Raw genomic sequence first — 18,983 nt, 5'->3', positions numbered from 1 at the left:
AATTGCTTTTATTCTGGGCAAATCGAGGTGCGAGACCGTGGACGCCCAGCCCAACCGTTTGCCCAGCGTAGCCGGCGCGACCCGGCCGGCCGGATATCCCACCAGGCCGCCACTGCGGCGTTTCCTGACCGATTGCTACGAGGAATTCAGGAGCGACGGTTCGGGCGAGCTTGCCGATTACATTCCCGAGCTGAAGCGCGCCAACCCCGATCATTTCGGCATCGCGCTCGTCACCATCGACGGCCATGTCTACGAGGTCGGCGACAGCGCGGTGCCGTTCACGATCCAGTCGGTCTCGAAGGCCTTCGTGTTCGCGCTGGCGCTGGAGACGGTGGGCGAGGAGCGCGTCTCGGCCACCATCGGCGTCGAGCCGAGCGGCGAAGCCTTCAATTCGATCCGGCTCACCAACGACAACCGTCCCTTCAACCCCATGGTCAATGCCGGTGCGATTGCCTGCTCGGGCCTGATCTACGAGGTGGACGGCAAGGGCGCTTTCGAACGCGTCCGCTCAAAACTCAGCGAGTTCGCCGGGCGCGAGCTCGGCGTTGACGAGGCCGTGCATGCCTCGGAGACAGCGACCGGCAACCGCAACCGCGCGATCGCGTGGCTGCTCCGCAATTACGCGGTACTGCCGGACGACGTCGACGCAGTGCTCGACGTCTATTTCCGCCAATGCGCGATCCTGGTGACGGCGCGCGATCTGGCGGTGATGGCGGCAACCCTCGCCAATCGCGGCATCAATCCGGTGACGGGCGCGCAGGTGATCACGCCGCACATCGTCGCCCGCACGCTGTCGGTGATGACGAGCTCGGGCATGTACGACTATGCGGGCGAGTGGACGTATCGCGTCGGCATCCCCGCCAAGAGCGGCGTCGGCGGCGGCATCGTCGCGGCACTGCCCTCGCAACTGGGACTGGGCACCTTCTCGCCGCTGCTCGACAATCATTTCAACAGCGTACGCGGCCTGAAGGTCTGCGAGGCGCTGTCGGCGCGGTTCGATCTGCACATGCTCAACCGCAATGCCGACGTCCGCACCAGCATCATGGCGGACTACGACGTCTACGGCATCTCCTCGCGCCGCAGCCGCCAGCCGCACGAGCAGCAGATTCTCGACGAGCGTCACAGCGACATCCGCATCCTCGAGCTCGTCGGCGCGCTGAATTTCGGCACCATCGATTACGTCACCCGAAGACTGAGCAGCGAGCCGCCGAACGCGCCGCTGTTGATCATCGATTTCCGCCGCGTGCCCGACATCACCGCGGCCGGTGCGGAGCTTCTGGGCGAGACGCTGACGGCGCTCGGCAATGCCGGCGTCACCGCGATTCTGTCCGGCCTCGAGGAGACCTCCGCGGTCTGGGCCGCGATCTCCGCGCGCATGGGGGATCCGCGCCGGCTGCGCCGCTTCGCGCTGCTCGACGATGCCATCGAATGGGCCGAGGACCAGGTGATCTACCGCTTCGGCGGCTTCACCGACGTGAAGGAGAGCGCGCATCTCGGCGAGCAGGCGCTGCTGGCCGAGCTCGGCGCGGACGAGATCGCCGCGATCGTGAAACTATCGACTACCCGCCACTACGCCGCCGGCCAGCGCATCATCGCCGCCGGCGAGCCCGCCAATTCGCTGTTCTTCCTCCAGAGTGGCATGGTCAGCGTGAAGCTGCGGAGCGGCGTGCGACTGGCCTCGCTCGGTCCCGGCATGGAGTTCGGCGAGATGGCGATCCTGGAGAGAACCCGCAGCGCCGACGTGTTTGCCGATACGCCAGTTTCCTGTCTCGAACTGCCGCTCGACAGCTTTGCCGATTACCGCCGCCTGCACCCGGAGACGTCGCTGAAGATCATGCGCAACCTCGCCGCGATCCTGGCGCGGCGGCTGGTGCTCGCGAATGCGAAGGTAGATTTGCTGAGTGCTTATTAGGGCAGGGAGCGTGTCTTGAGCGAACGACGCCGGCTTTGTGCTTGCCAAGCGCCCGCAATGTGAAACAATGAATTCGGAGCTGCCGGCTCCCAATGCAATTTCAGGGAGTGTCGCGTGACTGAACCGCTGCATCCCGCTGCCCCCCATCACCTGCCTTCCTTCATCACAGCGCCCGGAGAGACCGACGTCCTGATGGTCGTCGTCGGAATCGTTCTCGTCGCGGCTGTTCTCGCGGTCGGGAATCTTTATTTGCACCTGCACTCTCTGCCGGAGCGGATGGCCCACAAGTCGCAGAAGTTGCAGTTTGAAATCGTGGCCGTGCTTGGCCTGCTGTCGCTGTTCACGCACAACCATCTGTTCTGGGTGATCGGCCTGTTCCTCGCCATGGTCGATCTGCCGGACTTCAGCACGCCGTTGCGCAAGATTGCCGGATCTGTTGAGAAGATGGCTGGAGTTGTGCCGGAGGAAATCCCGACCGAGCCGCCGCATGGAGCCGGTGCGGTGCAAACCTCGGCAGCCGTGGATGCCCAGGTCGAGAGCGCCAAGAGCGAGGTGCACGGCCATGCTTGAGCTGCTCCTCTGCTCCCTCCTGACGATATTTCCGGACTATCTCTATCGCCGCTATCGGCAGGGAAAGCGCATCGGACGCGAAATCACGCTCTATTCGGTCTGGTTCGAGCTTCGATTTGGCATCATCGCATGCCTGATGCTGACGGTGTCGCTGATCACGATGATCTTCTATTACCATCCGTCGACCTCGTCAGCGACGTTGTTCTATCGGACCGTTCCGATCGTGCCCGAAGTCACCGGCCGGGTCGCGGAGGTTCATGTCGATGTCAGTGCGTCCGTCAAACGAGGCGACGTCCTTTTCAGACTCGACAGTGCGAAGCAGGAAGCCTCGCTCCTGACAGCCAGGCGCAAGATCGCCGAAGTCGATGCCGCCATGCTGGCGGCGCAAGCCGACGTCATGAAGGCGGACGGCCAGCTTCAAGAGGCAAAGGGCTCCTTGCAGCAGGCGACCGACGAGCTCGATACCAAACGCGAATTGCAGAAGCGCAACCCCGGCATCGTTCCGCAACGCGACATCGAAAAACTCGAAGTGGTTGCTGTGGGGCGCCAGGGCGCTCTCGATGCTGCGACCGCTTCCAGGCAATCCGCGATGACCCGGCTGAGCGCTCTGCTCCCGGCGGAGAAGGCCAGCGCAGAGGCGGCGCTGGCGGAAGCGCAGGTCGATCTGGACAAGACGTTCATTCGGGCCGGTGTCGACGGACGGGTCGAGCAGTTCGCGCTGAGACCGGGCGATATCGTCAATCCAATGATACGATCGGCCGGCGTCCTGATTCCGGAAGGCGCGGGCCGGCGGGTGCTGTTGGCCGGATTTGGGCAGATCGAGGCTCAGGTCATGAAGGTCGGAATGGTGGCCGAGGCCACCTGCATCTCCAAGCCGTGGTCGATCATTCCGATGGTGGTGACCAACGTGCAGGACTACATCGCGGCGGGGCAGTTCAGGGGCGGCGAACAACTGATCGAGGCGCAGCAGGTCGCGCGTCCCGGCACCATCCTGGTTTTCATGGAGCCGATCTACAATGGCGGACTGGAGGGCGTGACGCCCGGCAGCAGTTGTGTCGCCAACGCCTACACCAGCAATCACGAGTTGATCGCGTCAGGGAAACTCGGCTCGCTCAAGAGCTTCGGCTTGCACGTCGTTGATGCGACCGGGCTCGTGCATGCGATGCTGTTGCGGATTCAGGCGCTGCTGTTGCCGATCAAGACGCTGGTGCTGAGCGGGCATTGAGCCGCCAGCCGTCGGACCGCCGGAAATCATCACCCGGACCTCGGCAGCGTCGGACGCGCCAGTCAGCCACAGGAGGCCCAGAAGGCCCAAGGCAAGGTTCAAGGCAAGGCCGCGGAATTTTTCTGGTATCGACTTCATCGCCATTGGTCTCCAGCTAGCCCCGGCCGCGATAGGGCGCGACGCCTTGCTCCGGGACCCACAGGCCCTTCGGCACGCGGCCGGTCTGCCAGAACACGTCGATCGGGATGCCGCCGCGCGGATACCAGTAGCCGCCGATGCGAAGCCATTTCGGCTTGATCTCGCTCGCGATGCGCTTGCCGATCATCACCGTGCAGTCCTCGTGGAAGGCGCCGTGATTGCGGAAGCTCGCGATGTAGAGTTTCAGCGATTTCGACTCCAGCAGCCATGGGCCGGGTGCGTAGTCGATCATCAGATGCGCGAAATCCGGTTGTCCCGTGACCGGGCAGAGCGAGGTGAATTCCGGCACGGTGAAGCGCACCAGATAGTCGGTGCCCTTTTGCGGATTGGGCACGCGGTCGAGCTGGGCTTCTTCCGGTGTATGCGGCCATTCGACTGCGCGGCCGAGCTGGAGGGATTTTTTCGCCATCGTCGTCACATCCTTTTGCGGATGCCGGGATGGACGCAATTGGAGCTGCCGTCAACCGGCCGCGATTGTCCGGATCATGACGATCCGGTCGTTGCCGGACTCGCAGCCCCAGAGCTCGCCCGGCCTGCCGTCGAGCTGGCGGACATTGGCGTTCGGCTTGTCGCTGGCGAAGACGTTGAACCGCTCGGTCGCGGGATCGAACCGCACGATGGCATTGGCGGAAAAATCGGTCAGCCAGACCTTGTCCTTGTCGTCGACATAGACCGCGTAGGCGCGGGGACGCTCGCCCGGCAGCTTCCAGGTCTTCCAGGAACCGTCAGCGGGATCGTGCACCGACACATGGCCGCTGTTCCACTCGCTGACCCAGATCCGGCTCTTCGAATCCGACCAGACGCGCCGCGATCCCTGGCTCGGCGTTGGCGGCTCGACCACATTGGCGTTGCCGGTCGCAAGATCGATCTTCGCGATATAGCTGCCGGCGAGCGAGGCGTACCAGACGTCGCCCTTGGGTGTCACCGCGATGCCGTAGGGGCCGACACCCTTGGGCGCCCGGAACACGCTCATCTCGCCCGACTTGGGCGCAAGCCGGCCGTAATAGCCGGACTGGCCGGTGAACCAGTAGGTGCCTTCCTTGTCGAACACGCCGGTATTGAGATTGGCGGAGGCGAATTTTTCGGGCAGGCGGAACAGCGTGACCTTGAGGTCCCTGGGGTCCACCCGTGCGATCGCGTTCTGGCCACCCTCGGTGATCCAGGGCGCGCCATCGGGGCCGATCGTCACGCCATGCGGCGCGGCGCCCTGGCCGAGGCTGACGGTCTTGAAGGTGCCATCCTTCGGATCGAGCCTGCCGAGCATGCCCTTGCCCTGCGCGGTGAACCAGACCGTGCCGTCGGGAGCCGGGGCGAGGTCGTGCAGGCCGATCCCGGCACTGATGGGGAAATATTTTGTCCGGAACGGGCCCTCCTGCGCAAAAGATGGGCGAACGGCGAGGAGGGCTGCGCTGGAGCCGAGAAACTGGCGGCGATTCATGGCGTTACCCCGACTGTTTCAGATTGAGGTTGGACGCGCGGATCAGATGCCGCCAAACTTAGTCTCGGGCGCCTCGCGCGTCAGTCGAAGCACGCCGTCCAAGCGTTCACATTTGCTTGCGCTCCGTGTAAGACCCGCGGCGAACCGATCAAACCTAACGAACGGAAGTGCTACATCATGACCGCCATCATCGACATCATCGGCCGCGAAATCCTCGACAGCCGTGGCAATCCCACCGTCGAGGTCGACGTCGTGCTGGAAGATGGCGCGCTCGGCCGCGCCGCGGTGCCATCAGGCGCCTCCACCGGCGCCCATGAGGCGGTGGAACTGCGCGACGGCGACAAGGCCCGCTATCTCGGCAAGGGCGTCACCAAGGCGGTCGGCGCCGTCAACGGCGAGATCTTCGAGGCCTTGAGCGGCCTCGATGTCGAGCAGCAGGCCCAGATCGACCAGATCATGATCGATCTCGACGGCACACCGAACAAGAGCCGGCTGGGCGCCAACGCCATCCTCGGCGTCTCGCTCGCCTGCGCCAAGGCGGCCGCGAACTCGCTCGACATGCCGCTCTACCGTTACGTCGGCGGCACCTCGGCGCGGCTGTTGCCGGTGCCGATGATGAACATCATCAATGGCGGCGTGCATGCCGACAACCCGATCGACTTCCAGGAGTTCATGATCCTGCCGGTCGGCGCGTCGAGCTTTGCCGAGGGCCTGCGTTACGGCGCGGAGGTTTTCCACACGCTGAAGTCGGAGCTGAAGAAGGCCGGCCACAACACCAATGTCGGCGACGAGGGCGGCTTTGCCCCGAACCTGCCGTCGGCGGACGCCGCCCTCGAATTCGTCATGAACGCGATCGGCAATGCCGGCTTCAAGGCGGGCAGCGACATCGTGATCGGCCTCGACTGCGCCTCGACCGAGTTCTTCAAGGGCGGCAAATACGTCTATGAAGGCGAGGGCAAGACCCGTTCGATCTCCGAGCAGGCCAAGTACCTTGCAGACCTGGTTACGCGTTATCCGATCGTGACCATCGAGGACGGCATGTCGGAAGACGACATGGACGGCTGGAAGGAGCTCACCGATCTCATCGGCGGGAAGTGTCAGCTCGTCGGCGACGATCTCTTCGTCACCAACGTCAAGCGCCTCGCCGAAGGCATCAAGGCGGGCCGGGCCAACTCGATCCTGATCAAGGTCAACCAGATCGGCACGCTGACCGAGACGCTCGCCGCTGTCGAGATGGCGCACAAGGCCGGCTACACCTCCGTCATGTCGCACCGCTCCGGTGAGACCGAGGATTCCACCATCGCCGACCTCGCCGTCGCCACGAACTGCGGTCAGATCAAGACCGGCTCCCTGGCGCGTTCCGACCGCACCGCCAAATACAATCAGCTCCTGCGCATCGAGCAGCAGCTCGGCAAGCAGGCGCTCTATGGCGGCAAGGCGGCTCTGAAGGCGCTGGCATAAGCCGGCGCTTCGACAAAACAAGGGAGGTTCGACATGAGCGACGGCAAGACCGGACTGCAACTGCGTTCGCTGATCAAAAAGAGCGGAGAGCTCGAGATCTCGCTTCTCGACGTGCCGACCCCCGAGCCCGCCGAGGACGAGGTCGTCGTCCGCGTCGAGGCGGCGCCGATCAACCCGTCCGACCTCGGCCTGCTCGTCGGCGCGGCCGACATGAGCACGGCCAAGGCGTCTGGCACGAAGGAGGCGCCCGTCATCACCGCAAAGGTGCCCGACGGTGCGATGCGCGCAATGGGCGCGCGGCTCGACCAATCCCTGCCGGTCGGCAATGAAGGTGCCGGCGTCGTAATCAAGACCGGCTCGTCGGACGCTGCGAAGGCGCTGATGGGCAAGACGGTCGCGATGATCGGCGGCGCCATGTACGCGCAATACCGGACCCTGAAGGCGAGGGACTGCCAGCCGCTGCCCGAGGGCACGACGGCGGCGGACGGCGCGTCCTGGTTCGTCAATCCGCTCACCGCGCTCGGCATGACCGAGACCATGCGGCGTGAAGGCCACAAGGCGCTGGTGCATACCGCGGCCGCCTCCAATCTCGGGCAGATGCTGAACAAGATCTGCATCAAGGACGGCATTCCGCTCGTCAACATCGTGCGCAGCAAGGAGCAGGCGGAGATACTGAAGAAGATCGGCGCCAAACACGTCGTCGACTCCAGTGTGCCGGGCTTCCTCGACGATCTCACGGCCGCGCTGGTCGAGACCGGCGCCACCATCGCGTTCGATGCCATCGGCGGCGGCAAGCTCGCCGGCGACATCCTCAACTGCATGGAAATCGCGATCAACAAGACCGCCAAGGAATACAGCCGCTACGGCTCTAGCGTGCACAAGCAGGTCTACGTCTACGGCGCGCTCGATATCCGTCCGATCGAACTGCCGCGCGGCTTCGGCATGGCCTGGGGCGTCGGCGGTTGGCTGCTGACCCCGTTCCTCCAGAAGATCGGTCCGGCCGATATCGGACGGCTGCGACAGCGCGTCGTGAATGAGTTGAAGACCACCTTCGCCAGCCACTACACCAAGGTGGTGTCGCTTCCCGAGGCGCTCGATCCCGCCAACATCGCGGTCTACGCCAAACGGGCCACCGGCGAAAAATTCCTCATCAACCCGAATAAGTCGTGACGAGCGACGGCGTCCAGGCCTGATCGAATCTATGCCTGGGCCGTGGGGCGAATGACGATCTCGCCGACGTCCACGCTATCCGGCTGCGCTATCGCGAAGGCCATCGCCTCCGCGATGGCGCTCGCCGGAATGGCCATCGCCTTCATGCTTGCCTGCCCTTGCTCCCGTAATGCGGAATCCGTCATGGAGGACGGCAGTTCGGTGTCGACATAACCGGGTGAGATGGTCGTCACCCGAAGCGACGGGCCGGCCTCCTGACGAAGCCCTTCGGAAATCGCCCTGACGGCATTCTTCGACCCCGCATAGACGGCCATTGTCGGAACGATCTTGATGCCGGCGGTCGACAGGGTGTTGACGAAATGGCCGAAGCCCTGACGACGAAAGACGGGCAGGGCCGCGGCGATCCCGTAGAGCACGCCCTTCACGTTCACGTCGATCATGTCGTCCCAGTCGTCGACCCTCAGATCGTCCAAGCGCGAAATCGGAGCAATCCCCGCATTGTTGATCATAACGTCCAACTTCCCGTATCGGTCTGTTGCGAGTCGGACGAGCCCGGCGACATCCTCGCGTTGCCTGACGTCGGTGACGAGGTACGACGCCTGTCCGCCCTTTGACGCGATGCTCGCGGCCAGCATCTCCAGCCTGTCGGCGCGCCGTGCGCCGAGGACCACGATGGCGCCACGTTCCGCGAGATGCCGGGCGGCGGCTGCGCCTATTCCGCTGCTGGCGCCCGTGATGGCGATGACTTTGCCTGCGATGCCCGTCATAGATGTTCCATGCAGTTCGTTGCGAGATGAACTTCGCATCGGAAGCGAGGATGATCTATGCTCGAAGTGCTCGAAAATCGTCGAGATCGGATCAAGCCTTGGACAGACCCTCGGATAGGCACGAGACCTCGGGCAACACCTCGGACCCGCTGTCTCAGGTCTTCTCGCTCCTGAACGTTCGCGCTGCGCGTTGCACGAGGTTCGAGGCGGGCGGCAATTGGTCGTATCGGTTCCCGGCCAAACCCGCCCTGAAGTTCGGCGCGGTCATCCGAGGTGATTGCTGGATCGATTTCGGTGACGAAGCCCATCATCGGCTTGTCACCGGCGACTGCTTTCTTCTGGCCAATGCGCCAGCCTATGTTCTGGCCAACGACCGACGCCTTGCTCCCGATGACGGTATAGCGGCGTTCGATTGGACGCAGTCGGATGTCGCGCGTCACGCGGGCAGCGATACCGTTCTGCTTGCCGGCAGTTTCGGTTTCGAAGCGTCGGACGCCGGATTGCTGCTCGATGCGCTTCCTCGCTTTCTGCTCATACCGTCGCGCAGTCCGTCGGCCCCCATCATTCATTCCACGCTTGGGATTCTCGACCTTGAAATCAGGGGGACGGGAATCGGAGCCGCCGTACTCACCGACAGGCTTGCCGACGTCCTGCTCGTCCAGGTGCTCCGCGCGGCGCTGGATCAGAGTGCCGGCGAGGGTCTTGGATGGATCAACGCGCTGGTCGATGCCAGGATCGGCAAGGCCATCAGGCTGATGCACGAAGACGCCGCTCACCCTTGGACCCTGGAAGCATTGTCCGAAGCGATCGCCATGTCGCGATCCGCGTTTTCGAAGCGGTTTAAGTCGCTTGTGGGGTTGGCGCCGCTCGACTACCTGCTTCGATGGCGAATGCGACTTGCACGCGATCAGCTGCGACGTGGAGCGACCGTTTCGGCAACGGCCGCGCAGCTTGGATACTCGTCGGAGAGTGCCTTCGGACATGCCTTCAAGCGAGTCTACGGCCATGCACCGAAGCGGTACTGGCGCGGACAGGCCACGGGCGAAAAATTCCCCAACGCCCCAAATAAATTGTCGTGATCTGCGACGGCACTTCACCGAAGGAAGGTCTTGCCTTCTGAACGAAGCGGGAGATTATTCCGCCGCCATTGAAAGCGGAAAACCGCAAGGGCTCAGAAGGGGACTTCTCCATGACCGATCTCAATCGCCGTCATCTGCTCGCAGGCGCAGCCGCCATCGGTGCGGCTGCCGCCACCGGACTTCGACCGACCGTTGCCAATGCCTCAGTGCCACAAAGCGGGACGCAGGCGCCCGGCTTCTATCGCTACAAGGTCGGCAGCTTCGAGTGCACCTCGATCAATGACGGCGCGCGCACCTTCCCGATGCCGGACAAGTTCGTCGTCAACGCGCCCAAGGACGAGGCGCTGGCCGCGGGCGAGGCCGCCTACATGCCGAAGGGCATGGTTACGGTGCCGTTCAATCCGCAGCTCATCAACACCGGCTCAAAGCTCGTCCTGATCGATACCGGCAACGGCGTCGCCAATCTCGAGCCGAGCAAGGGCGCGGTCGGCCGCACCCTGCAAAACCTCGCGGCCGCCGGCGTCGATCCCAAGAGCATCGACGTCGTGCTGCTCTCGCATCTGCATCCCGACCACACCAACGGCATTCGCCTCGCCGACGGCGCGCTCGCCTTCCCGAATGCGGAGATCATGGTGCCGGGCAAGGACTGGGAGTTCTGGACCAGCGAGGACAACGCCGCCAAGGCCGAGTCCAATGCGATGATGAAGAACTACTTCGCCAACGTGAAGAAGACCTTCGCCGGCCTCGAATCCAAAGTCACCAAGTACGAGTGGGGCAAGGAGGTCGCGCCCGGTATCACCTCGATCGCGACGCCCGGCCATACGCCCGGCCACACCTCGTTTGCGGTCGCGTCCGGCGATGCCAAGGTGCTGATCCAGTCCGATGTCACCAACATTCCGGAGTTCTTCCTGCGCAATCCGGACTGGCACGTGATGTTCGACAACGACGCCGCGATGGCGCAGGAGACGCGCCACAAATTCTACGACATGGCGGCGGCCGAGAAGGCGACCGTGATCGGCTTCCACTTCACCTTCCCCTCGGTCGGCCATGTCGAGAAGGACGGCGCCAAATATCGCCTGATCCCGTCGGCCTGGAATCCGACGATCTGATCGGGCCGGACGTTTGTGCGAAAGATCGGGCCGCCGCTTGGCGGCCTGATCGTTTTGGACAACGGTTTCGGAAACTCAATGTTTCCAAATCGAACCGGTTCATGCACTTGCATCCATTGGTCCGGATCGCTTAAGTGCCGTCCGGCACTCCCGCTCAAGTTCTGAGGACACTCCATGGCCTATAATATCGTCGTGATCGCCGGCAGCCTGCGCAAGGACAGTTTTTCGCTGAAGATCGCCAATGCGCTCGCCAAGCTCGCGCCGGCCTCGCTCAAGCTCGAGGTCGTCACGCCGGCGGGCATCTCCTTCTTCAACCAGGACCTCGAGGGCGCGCCGCCCGCGGACTGGCTGGCCTTCCGCGAAAAGCTCCAGAAGTCGGACGGCGTCCTGTTCGTCACCCCCGAATACAATCGCGCGATTCCGGGTGCCCTGAAGAACGCCATCGACGTCGCCTCGCGCCCCTATGGCAAGAGCTCGTTCAACGGCAAGCCGGTCGGCATCATCTCGAACTCGCCAGGTCCGCTCGGCGGCGTCAGCGCGGCCAAGACGCTCCAGAACATCCTGCCGGGCATTGCCGGCCCGATCATGCAGCAGCCCGAGATCTACCTGAACGCGGTTGGCGACGCCTTCGATTCGGAGGGTAACCTGGCCAAGGACTCGCTCAAGACCGTGCTCCAGGCCTATATCGACGCCTTCGCCGCACACGTGGCCAAGCATCACGGCTGAGGCCAACGCCAGTTCTTCGTCATGTCCGGGCTTAGACAACAAGACCGGGCATGACGATGACGATTGGTGGCGCGGGCAGGGCATATTAGCGCTCCCTTAACCAAACTCCCCCATCTTCCGAAGATGGTCTCCCGCGCGCGCCTCAAATCGATCCTGACCGGTCTCGCCCTCTACGCGATGGCGGTCGCCATCGTCGGCTATTTCGGCGTCAACGCCTATACCGGCAAATACGGCCTCAACGCCCGCCAGGAACTCGACCAGGAGATCATCTCGCTCACGAGCGAGCTGGCCCAGCTCAAGCGTGAGCGCGCCAGGAGCGAGCAGCGCGTCTCGCTGCTGCGTTCCGCGAGGATCGATCCCGACATGCTGGACGAGCGGGCGCGCTTCCAGCTCGATTACGTCAATCCGCGCGATCTCGTTCGGATGATCCCGCCGAACTAGCGCTTGCGCGGGTTTCGAAACTGATATCGAAAGCCGGCCCGAACCCGGCTGCCTCCTTCTCCATCACGCCAAAAGTCGCAAGACCGCAATCGCTTTGCCGCCTTGACGCAGCGGCGCCGACGAGGGCATGGCTTGTGCGGCGCACTGCTCCCCAAGATTGACAGAGATCAATCAGGCCACGCCGGCACGTCGTAAATTGCCACCCGGAGGAAACGGTGATGAATGGGTCAATGCCCCAGCATCACGCGGCTCGTGTCGAAGCCGCTATTGCATCAGGCCAGGCGGCTCGGTCCGCGCTCGTGGCCTCCTGGCGCCGTTCGTCCCGACTGCATCATCTCGACCCCTCCGGCCGGGGCCTGCCCCAGCGGCTGACCGACGCGGAACTCCGCGAGGCGCGCGAGCGTATCGCGCCGCTGCTCGCCGCTGCGCAAGGCGCGATGGACCGGCTCTACCAGGCGGTTGGCGCCGCCGGCTGCTGCGTGCTGCTGGCCGACGGCGAGGGGGTGCCGGTCGATCGTCGCGGCACGCCGGCGGACGACACCACCTTTCAATCCTGGGGCCTGTGGACCGGCGCGCTCTGGAGCGAGGAGCACGAGGGCACCAATGGCATCGGCACCTGCGTCGTCGAACAGCGGCCGCTGACGATCGATCGCGACCAGCACTTCTTCACGCGCAACACGCTGTTGAGCTGCACCGCCGTTCCGATCTACGACCACGAGGCGGCGTTTGCCGGCGTGCTCGACGTCTCCTCCTGCCGCGCCGACCGGACCGACGCGTTTTCCAATCTGATCGCGCTTGCGGCGGGCGAGGCGGCAAGGCGCATCGAGGCCGACTTGTTCCGCCGGGCTTTCGCCCGTGCCCGCATCGTGCTGACGCAAGCTGCGGACGGCCAGTGCGGCGGCCTCGTCGCGGTCGATGCGGACGACCTCGTGATCGGCGCGACCCGCTCCGCCCGGGTGGGGCTGGGGCTCGCGCCCGGCCGGGCGTTGCGGCCCGTGCCCGCGGCCGATCTTCTCGGCGGCGATACGGCGCGCGACCACCTCGCTGGCGGTCAGCGTGCGGTGTTGCAGCGGGCGCTGCTGCGCGCGGACGGCAATGTTTCGGCGGCCGCCAAGGCCCTCGGCGTCAGCCGCGCCACGCTGCACAGGAAGCTGAAGCGGTTCGAGCTGAACCACTGAGGGCTGCTGTTTCCCAGTCGTCATTGCGAGCCAACGGGTCCGCGCAAAGCGCGGCCCGATGACAGGCTCCGCGCAGCAATCCAGAATCTTTCCACAGAGGGACTCTGGACTGCTTCGCTCCGCTCGCTATGACGGTGTGGAAGCCGCGAGCGTCCATTCTAGCCCTTGCCTCGCCTGCGACTGTCGCAGAACTGCGACAGGTCCGCTCCTCCATCGCTCCCGCCCGGGCTGACAGCAAACACCCTCCGATACATCGTCGGCGCAAGTCGCGACCACGCGACGAATTGCACAAACAGCAAACATCGGGAGTGATCAATGAACAAGGTGGAATTCCTCAGCGTCACCAAAGTTCCCTTCGCCGAACGCTATGACAACTTCATCGGCGGCAAGTTCGTTGCGCCGATCTCCGGCAAGTATTTCGACAATGCCTCGCCGGTGAACGGACAGATCGTCTGCAAGATCGCGCGCTCCGACGCGCAGGATGTCGAAGCCGCCCTCGACGCGGCGCATGCCGCCAAGGCCGCCTGGGGCCGCACCAGCGTCGCCGAGCGTGCCGCGATCCTGAACAAGATCGCCGATCGCATGGAAGAGAATCTCGAGCGCCTCGCGATCGCCGAGACCTGGGACAACGGCAAGCCGATCCGCGAGACCCGCGCGGCCGACATCCCGCTCGCCATCGATCACTTCCGCTATTTCGCCGGCGTCGTCCGCGCCCAGGAGGGCTCGATCGGCGAGATCGACCACGACACCATCGCCTATCATTTCCACGAGCCGCTCGGCGTCGTCGGCCAGATCATTCCCTGGAACTTCCCGCTGCTGATGGCCTGCTGGAAGCTCGCCCCTGCGCTCGCCGCCGGCAATTGCGTCGTGCTCAAGCCCGCGGAGCAGACCCCGGCCTCGATCATGGTCTGGGCCGAGATCATCGGCGACCTGCTGCCGCCCGGCGTCCTCAATATCGTCAACGGCTTTGGCCTCGAAGCCGGCAAGCCGCTGGCCTCGAGCCCGCGCATCGCCAAGATCGCCTTCACCGGCGAGACCACGACGGGCCGGCTGATCATGCAATATGCCAGCCAGAACCTGATCCCGGTCACGCTGGAGCTCGGCGGCAAGTCGCCGAACATCTTCTTCAAGGACGTCACCGCCGAGGACGACGACTTCTTCGACAAGGCGATCGAAGGCTTCGTCATGTTCGCGCTGAACCAGGGCGAGGTCTGCACCTGTCCGAGCCGCGCGTTGGTTCACGCCGACATCTACGATCGCTTCATGGAGCGGGCGCTGAAGCGCGTCGCCGCGATCAAGCAGGGCGACCCGCGTGCGGCCGACACCATGATCGGCGCGCAGGCCTCGGGCGAGCAGCTCGCCAAGATCCTCTCCTATATCGACATCGGCAAGCAGGAGGGTGCCAAGGTGCTGGCCGGCGGCGGACGTGCGGATCTCGGCGGCGATCTTTCCGGCGGCTTCTACGTCCAGCCGACGGTGTTCGAGGGCCACAACAAGATGCGAATCTTCCAGGAGGAGATCTTTGGCCCCGTCGTCTCGGTCACGACCTTCAAGACCGATGACGAAGCGCTCGCGATCGCCAACGACACGCTCTATGGTCTCGGCGCCGGTGTCTGGAGCCGCGATGCCAACCGCTGCTACCGCTTCGGCCGGGCGATCCAGGCCGGCCGGGTCTGGACCAATTGCTACCATGCCTATCCCGCGCATGCGGCGTTCGGCGGCTACAAGCAGTCGGGCGTCGGTCGCGAGACCCACAAGATGATGCTCGATCACTACCAGCAGACCAAGAATCTCCTGGTCAGCTACAGCCCGAAGAAGCTCGGCTTCTTCTGATCGGACAGGAGCGGGCGGCGCGGTTTTGGCGCCGCTCGTTCCGGCAAACGGGACCCGGCCGGCGCAGCGTTAGATTTGTTGCCTGATCAGCGCCAAAGATTTTCCAATATTTCGACCACGTTGCAGTGCGGCATAATGAAAGTCGTGCCATGCCGCCGCGGTGCTTTCCAAGGGTGTTTGACTTGGGTTAGAGAGGACGAAAGTTTTCTCTGACCCGGAATTCCCATGGCCGCACCCAAGAAAGCCGCCGCAAGCGCTCCACAGGACAAGACCAACGGCGGTTCGCCCCCGGAATTCACCAGGGAGCAGGAGCTGAAGGCGCTCCGCGACATGCTCCTGATCCGGCGATTCGAGGAAAAGGCCGGCCAGCTCTACGGCATGGGCGCGATCGGCGGCTTCTGCCACCTCTATATCGGCCAGGAGGCCGTGGTGGTCGGCATGCAGATGGCCCTGAAAGAGGGCGATCAGGTCATTACCGGCTATCGCGATCACGGTCACATGCTTGCCACCGGCATGGAGGCCAATGGCGTCATGGCCGAGCTCACCGGCCGGCGCGGTGGCTATTCCAAGGGCAAGGGCGGCTCCATGCACATGTTCAGCAAGGAGAAGCACTTTTACGGCGGCCACGGCATCGTCGGCGCCCAGGTCTCGCTCGGCACCGGTCTGGCCTTCGCCAACAACTATCGCGGCAACGGCAATGTCAGCGTCACCTATTTCGGCGACGGTGCCGCCAACCAGGGCCAGGTCTATGAGAGCTTCAACATGGCGGAGCTCTGGAAGCTGCCGGTGATCTACGTCATCGAGAACAACCGCTATGCCATGGGCACCGCGGTCTCGCGCGCTTCGGCGCAGCAGGACTTCTCCAAGCGCGGCGCGTCGTTCAACATCCCCGGCCAACAGGTCGACGGCATGGACGTCCGCGCCGTGAAGGCCGCCGGCGACGAGGCGGCCGCGTGGTGCCGCGCCGGCAAGGGCCCCTTCATCCTTGAAATGCAGACCTACCGCTATCGCGGCCACTCGATGTCCGATCCTGCAAAATACCGCACGCGCGAGGAGGTCGAAAAGGTCCGCCACGACCAGGACCCGATCGAGCAGGTCCGCAACCGCCTGCTGGCCGCCAAGGTGAGCGAGGCCGACCTCAAGGCGATCGACGCCGAGGTGCGCGACATCGTCAACGCGTCCGCCGATTTCGCCCAGCATGATCCCGAGCCGGATGCCGCCGAGCTCTGGACCGACATTTACCGCTGAACGCGCGCAAGCTTTCTTTTGGAGTCGATATGCCAATTCAAGTGCTGATGCCCGCGTTGTCGCCCACGATGGAGAAGGGCAACCTCGCCAAATGGCTGAAAAAAGAGGGTGAGACGATCAAGTCCGGCGATGTCATCGCCGAGATCGAGACCGACAAGGCGACCATGGAGGTCGAGGCGACCGACGAGGGCACGCTCGGCAAGATCCTGATCCCCGAGGGCACCGCCGACGTCGCCGTCAACACGCCGATCGCGACGATTCTTGCCGACGGTGAGAGCGTCGCTGATCTCGCCAAGGCGCCTGCGCCCGCCAAGCAGGAGAAGGCCGCCGAATCCGCTCCGCCTGCGGCCACAAAGGCCGAGGCACCGGCACCCAAGGCTGCGCCCGCACCGCAAGCTGTCGCCGAGCCCGATCCGGAAGTGCCCGCCGGCACCGAGATGGTGACGCAGACCATCCGCGAAGCGCTGCGCGATGCCATGGCCGAGGAGATGCGCCGTGACGCCGACGTCTTCGTGATGGGCGAAGAGGTTGCCGAGTATCAGGGCGCCTACAAGGTCACCCAGGGCCTGCTCCAGGAATTCGGCGCCAAGCGCGTGATCGACACGCCGATCACCGAGCACGGCTTTGCCGGCATCGGCGTCGGTGCCGCGATGACCGGGTTGAAGCCGGTCGTCGAGTTCATGACCTTCAACTTCGCCATGCAGGCGATCGACCAGATCATCAACTCCGCGGCCAAGACGCTGTACATGTCCGGCGGCCAGATGGGCTGCTCGATCGTGTTCCGCGGGCCCAATGGCGCCGCCGCGCGCGTCGCCGCCCAGCACAGCCAGGACTACTCGTCCTGGTATTCGAACGTCCCGGGTCTCAAGGTCGTCGCGCCGTTCTCGGCCGCGGATTACAAGGGCCTGCTCAAGGCCGCGATCCGCGATCCCAATCCCGTGATCTTCCTCGAGAACGAGGTGCTGTACGGCCACACCGGCGAAGTGCCCAAGCTCGACGACTTCGTGATTCCGATCGGCAAGGCGCGCATCGTGCGGTCCGGCAGCCATGTCACCATCATCTCCTGGTCGAACGGCATGACCTATGCGCTGAAGGCGGCCGACGAGCTCGCCAAGGACGGCATCGAGGCCGAGGTGATCGACCTGCGCACGCTGCGGCCGATGGACACCGAGACCATCGTCAACTCGGTCAAGAAGACGGGGCGCGCGGTCACGGTGGAAGAGGGCTGGGCCCAGAGCGGCGTCGGCGCCGAGATCGCCGCGCGGATCATGGAGAACGCGTTCGACTATCTGGATGCGCCTGTTGCGCGCGTCTCCGGCAAGGACGTGCCGATGCCTTATGCCGCGAATCTGGAGAAGCTCGCGCTGCCTTCGGCGGCGGAAGTCGTCGAGGCCGCCAAAGCCGTCTGCTACAGGTAGACCATGGCGGGCCCGAAGGAGCAGCCACTGCCACCCGACGTCATGACCCGCGAGGACGCGGTCGAGATCCTGCGCGTGTTCGTGCTGGACGGCGGGCTGTCGATGGCGTTCCAGCGTGCCTTCGAGGAACCCGACATGTGGGGCCTCTTGCTCGTCGATCTTGCCCGTCACGCCGCGCGCGCCTATGCGCGCGAGAGCGAATATACCGAGGAGGACGCCCTGAACCGGATCCTCGAGATGTTCCAGGCCGAGATCGAGCGTCCTACAGACACCGGCACCACGACGCCGCGCGGGAAGGGGCACTGACAGTGGCGATCGAATCCTATCACTTCGATTTCATGCTGGAGGCGATCCGCGAGGCGGAGGCCTCGATCGCGCAGGGAGGCCTGCCGATCGGCGCTGTGCTGACGCGCGAGGGCAAGATCATCGCCCGCGGCCACAACAACCGTGTGCAGGAGAACAACGTCATCCTGCATGGCGAGATGAGCTGTCTGCGCGAGGCCGGCGTGATGTCGTTCCACGACACCGTCATGTACACCACGCTGTCGCCATGCTCGATGTGTGCCGGCGCGCTCGCTCTGTTCAAGGTCCAACTGGTGGTGATCGGCGAATCCGTCACCTTCCCGGGCTCGAAGGACATTCTCGACAAGTTCGGCATCCCCTGGATCGACCTTGCCGACGACCGCTCCATCACCATGATGAAGAATTGGCGATCTATCCCGGCCAATGAGCGCCTGTGGCAAGGCGACATCGGCAACTAAACCTGGTCTGTTCGTCTTCGCTGTCGGAGACGACGTTTTGAAAAGTTCTTCTTGAGGTCAGCATGCCCATCAACATCCTGATGCCCGCTCTCTCGCCGACGATGGAGAAGGGCAACCTCGCCAAGTGGCTGAAGAAGGAAGGCGACAAGGTCAAATCCGGCGATGTCATCGCCGAGATCGAGACCGACAAGGCGACCATGGAGGTCGAGGCCATCGACGAGGGCACGATCGCCAAGATCCTGGTGCCCGAAGGCACGCAGGACGTCCCGGTTAATGACGTGATCGCCGTGCTGGCCGGGGAGGGCGAGGACGTGAAGGCCGCAGGTGCCGCCAAGCCCAGTGCGTCGGCTGCGCCGCCCAAGGCCGAGAAGGCGGCTGAGGCTCCCGCTGCTGCGCCGGCGCCTGCCGCGCCCAAGGCGGCGCCGCCGCCCGCCGCCGCACCTGCGCCG

General features: G+C 64.4%; 19 protein-coding genes. 16 read left to right on the top strand and 3 right to left on the bottom strand.

The annotated features are described in order from the left end of the window. The first annotated feature begins 37 nt into the window (after nucleotides 1-37). From glsA to XI09_RS24010, 3 genes are all read left to right on the top strand, one after another. The gene (gene glsA, locus XI09_RS24020; protein ID WP_271569062.1) at nucleotides 38-1,912 is read left to right on the top strand and encodes a glutaminase A; all 1,875 of its coding nucleotides are present in this window, start codon (nucleotides 38-40) and stop codon (nucleotides 1,910-1,912) included. Nucleotides 1,913-2,026: 114 nt separating this feature from the next. Further along, nucleotides 2,027-2,482: a hypothetical protein gene (locus tag XI09_RS24015; RefSeq protein ID WP_271569061.1), complete on the top strand. Its 456-nt coding sequence runs from the start codon at nucleotides 2,027-2,029 to the stop codon at nucleotides 2,480-2,482. Continuing rightward, complete coding sequence (locus tag XI09_RS24010; RefSeq protein ID WP_271569060.1) at nucleotides 2,475-3,707, top strand: HlyD family secretion protein; 1,233 nt, start codon at nucleotides 2,475-2,477, stop codon at nucleotides 3,705-3,707. Before XI09_RS24015 ends, XI09_RS24010 begins: the two co-directional genes overlap by 8 nt. Before the next feature lie 154 nt (nucleotides 3,708-3,861). On the opposite strand, the gene queF is transcribed toward XI09_RS24010, so the two are convergent. After that, nucleotides 3,862-4,314, bottom strand: a complete 453-nt coding sequence (gene queF, locus XI09_RS24005; protein ID WP_038967228.1) for a preQ(1) synthase — start codon at nucleotides 4,312-4,314, stop codon at nucleotides 3,862-3,864. Nucleotides 4,315-4,365: 51 nt separating this feature from the next. Next, a complete protein-coding gene (locus XI09_RS24000) occupies nucleotides 4,366-5,343 on the bottom strand; it encodes a Vgb family protein (RefSeq protein WP_271569059.1) in 978 nt (325 codons plus the stop codon). Between the two features lie 177 nt (nucleotides 5,344-5,520). Between XI09_RS24000 and eno the strand changes: the two genes are divergently transcribed. Both eno and XI09_RS23990 read left to right on the top strand, forming a co-directional pair. Beyond that, nucleotides 5,521-6,804 carry a phosphopyruvate hydratase gene (gene eno, locus XI09_RS23995; RefSeq protein ID WP_271569058.1) on the top strand — a complete coding sequence of 428 codons (1,284 nt, stop codon included), beginning with the start codon at nucleotides 5,521-5,523 and terminating at the stop codon, nucleotides 6,802-6,804. 33 nt (nucleotides 6,805-6,837) lie between these two features. Next, nucleotides 6,838-7,974: a zinc-binding dehydrogenase gene (locus tag XI09_RS23990; RefSeq protein ID WP_271569057.1), complete on the top strand. Its 1,137-nt coding sequence runs from the start codon at nucleotides 6,838-6,840 to the stop codon at nucleotides 7,972-7,974. Between the two features lie 29 nt (nucleotides 7,975-8,003). Here XI09_RS23990 and XI09_RS23985 read toward each other — a convergent pair whose 3' ends face one another. Beyond that, a complete protein-coding gene (locus XI09_RS23985) occupies nucleotides 8,004-8,741 on the bottom strand; it encodes an SDR family oxidoreductase (RefSeq protein WP_271569056.1) in 738 nt (245 codons plus the stop codon). A 98-nt stretch (nucleotides 8,742-8,839) separates the two neighbouring features. Here XI09_RS23985 and XI09_RS23980 point away from each other — a divergent pair, with 98 nt between their 5' ends. The 11 genes from XI09_RS23980 to XI09_RS23930 all read left to right on the top strand — a co-directional run. Continuing rightward, nucleotides 8,840-9,820 (top strand): AraC family transcriptional regulator, encoded by a 981-nt coding sequence (locus tag XI09_RS23980; protein ID WP_271569055.1) that lies wholly within the window; start codon nucleotides 8,840-8,842, stop codon nucleotides 9,818-9,820. Nucleotides 9,821-9,930: 110 nt separating this feature from the next. After that, nucleotides 9,931-10,929, top strand: coding sequence for an MBL fold metallo-hydrolase (locus XI09_RS23975; RefSeq protein WP_271569054.1), 999 nt, complete (start codon nucleotides 9,931-9,933; stop codon nucleotides 10,927-10,929). A gap of 174 nt (nucleotides 10,930-11,103) precedes the next feature. Beyond that, nucleotides 11,104-11,655, top strand: coding sequence for an NADPH-dependent FMN reductase (locus tag XI09_RS23970; protein WP_271569053.1), 552 nt, complete (start codon nucleotides 11,104-11,106; stop codon nucleotides 11,653-11,655). A gap of 123 nt (nucleotides 11,656-11,778) precedes the next feature. Then, nucleotides 11,779-12,096 carry an FtsB family cell division protein gene (locus XI09_RS23965; RefSeq protein WP_271569052.1) on the top strand — a complete coding sequence of 106 codons (318 nt, stop codon included), beginning with the start codon at nucleotides 11,779-11,781 and terminating at the stop codon, nucleotides 12,094-12,096. Nucleotides 12,097-12,314: 218 nt separating this feature from the next. Beyond that, nucleotides 12,315-13,274, top strand: a complete 960-nt coding sequence (locus XI09_RS23960) for a helix-turn-helix domain-containing protein (RefSeq protein ID WP_271569051.1) — start codon at nucleotides 12,315-12,317, stop codon at nucleotides 13,272-13,274. A gap of 315 nt (nucleotides 13,275-13,589) precedes the next feature. Then, the gene (gene adh / locus XI09_RS23955; protein ID WP_271569050.1) at nucleotides 13,590-15,107 is read left to right on the top strand and encodes an aldehyde dehydrogenase; all 1,518 of its coding nucleotides are present in this window, start codon (nucleotides 13,590-13,592) and stop codon (nucleotides 15,105-15,107) included. A 225-nt stretch (nucleotides 15,108-15,332) separates the two neighbouring features. Then, nucleotides 15,333-16,355 carry a pyruvate dehydrogenase (acetyl-transferring) E1 component subunit alpha gene (pdhA, locus tag XI09_RS23950; RefSeq protein WP_027548265.1) on the top strand — a complete coding sequence of 341 codons (1,023 nt, stop codon included), beginning with the start codon at nucleotides 15,333-15,335 and terminating at the stop codon, nucleotides 16,353-16,355. Between the two features lie 29 nt (nucleotides 16,356-16,384). Then, the gene (locus XI09_RS23945) at nucleotides 16,385-17,773 is read left to right on the top strand and encodes a pyruvate dehydrogenase complex E1 component subunit beta (RefSeq protein ID WP_271569049.1); all 1,389 of its coding nucleotides are present in this window, start codon (nucleotides 16,385-16,387) and stop codon (nucleotides 17,771-17,773) included. A 3-nt stretch (nucleotides 17,774-17,776) separates the two neighbouring features. Further along, nucleotides 17,777-18,079 (top strand): DUF5076 domain-containing protein, encoded by a 303-nt coding sequence (locus XI09_RS23940; RefSeq protein WP_092181243.1) that lies wholly within the window; start codon nucleotides 17,777-17,779, stop codon nucleotides 18,077-18,079. A 2-nt stretch (nucleotides 18,080-18,081) separates the two neighbouring features. Further along, nucleotides 18,082-18,534: a nucleoside deaminase gene (locus XI09_RS23935; protein WP_271569048.1), complete on the top strand. Its 453-nt coding sequence runs from the start codon at nucleotides 18,082-18,084 to the stop codon at nucleotides 18,532-18,534. 62 nt (nucleotides 18,535-18,596) lie between these two features. Further along, a partial coding sequence (locus XI09_RS23930; RefSeq protein ID WP_271569047.1) for a biotin/lipoyl-containing protein occupies nucleotides 18,597-18,983 on the top strand: 387 nt, incomplete at its 3' end.

The organism is Bradyrhizobium sp. CCBAU 11386 (assembly GCF_028128955.1).
GTDB lineage: Bacteria > Pseudomonadota > Alphaproteobacteria > Rhizobiales > Xanthobacteraceae > Bradyrhizobium.
This window is presented reverse-complemented; position numbering and strand designations above follow the sequence as displayed.

Excerpts from the sequence above, each read along its gene's own strand:
- XI09_RS23965 (WP_271569052.1), top strand. The coding sequence starts at position 11,779 with ATGGTCTCCCGCGCGCGCCTCAAATCGATCCTGACCGGTCTCGCCCTC.
- XI09_RS23945 (WP_271569049.1), top strand. The coding sequence starts at position 16,385 with ATGCCAATTCAAGTGCTGATGCCCGCGTTGTCGCCCACGATGGAGAAG.
- adh (WP_271569050.1), top strand. The coding sequence starts at position 13,590 with ATGAACAAGGTGGAATTCCTCAGCGTCACCAAAGTTCCCTTCGCCGAA.
- XI09_RS23970 (WP_271569053.1), top strand. The coding sequence starts at position 11,104 with ATGGCCTATAATATCGTCGTGATCGCCGGCAGCCTGCGCAAGGACAGT.
- pdhA (WP_027548265.1), top strand. The coding sequence starts at position 15,333 with ATGGCCGCACCCAAGAAAGCCGCCGCAAGCGCTCCACAGGACAAGACC.
- queF (WP_038967228.1), bottom strand. The coding sequence starts at position 4,314 with ATGGCGAAAAAATCCCTCCAGCTCGGCCGCGCAGTCGAATGGCCGCAT.
- eno (WP_271569058.1), top strand. The coding sequence starts at position 5,521 with ATGACCGCCATCATCGACATCATCGGCCGCGAAATCCTCGACAGCCGT.
- XI09_RS23940 (WP_092181243.1), top strand. The coding sequence starts at position 17,777 with ATGGCGGGCCCGAAGGAGCAGCCACTGCCACCCGACGTCATGACCCGC.
- XI09_RS24010 (WP_271569060.1), top strand. The coding sequence starts at position 2,475 with ATGCTTGAGCTGCTCCTCTGCTCCCTCCTGACGATATTTCCGGACTAT.
- XI09_RS24000 (WP_271569059.1), bottom strand. The coding sequence starts at position 5,343 with ATGAATCGCCGCCAGTTTCTCGGCTCCAGCGCAGCCCTCCTCGCCGTT.
- XI09_RS23990 (WP_271569057.1), top strand. The coding sequence starts at position 6,838 with ATGAGCGACGGCAAGACCGGACTGCAACTGCGTTCGCTGATCAAAAAG.
- XI09_RS23960 (WP_271569051.1), top strand. The coding sequence starts at position 12,315 with ATGAATGGGTCAATGCCCCAGCATCACGCGGCTCGTGTCGAAGCCGCT.
- XI09_RS23985 (WP_271569056.1), bottom strand. The coding sequence starts at position 8,741 with ATGACGGGCATCGCAGGCAAAGTCATCGCCATCACGGGCGCCAGCAGC.
- XI09_RS23975 (WP_271569054.1), top strand. The coding sequence starts at position 9,931 with ATGACCGATCTCAATCGCCGTCATCTGCTCGCAGGCGCAGCCGCCATC.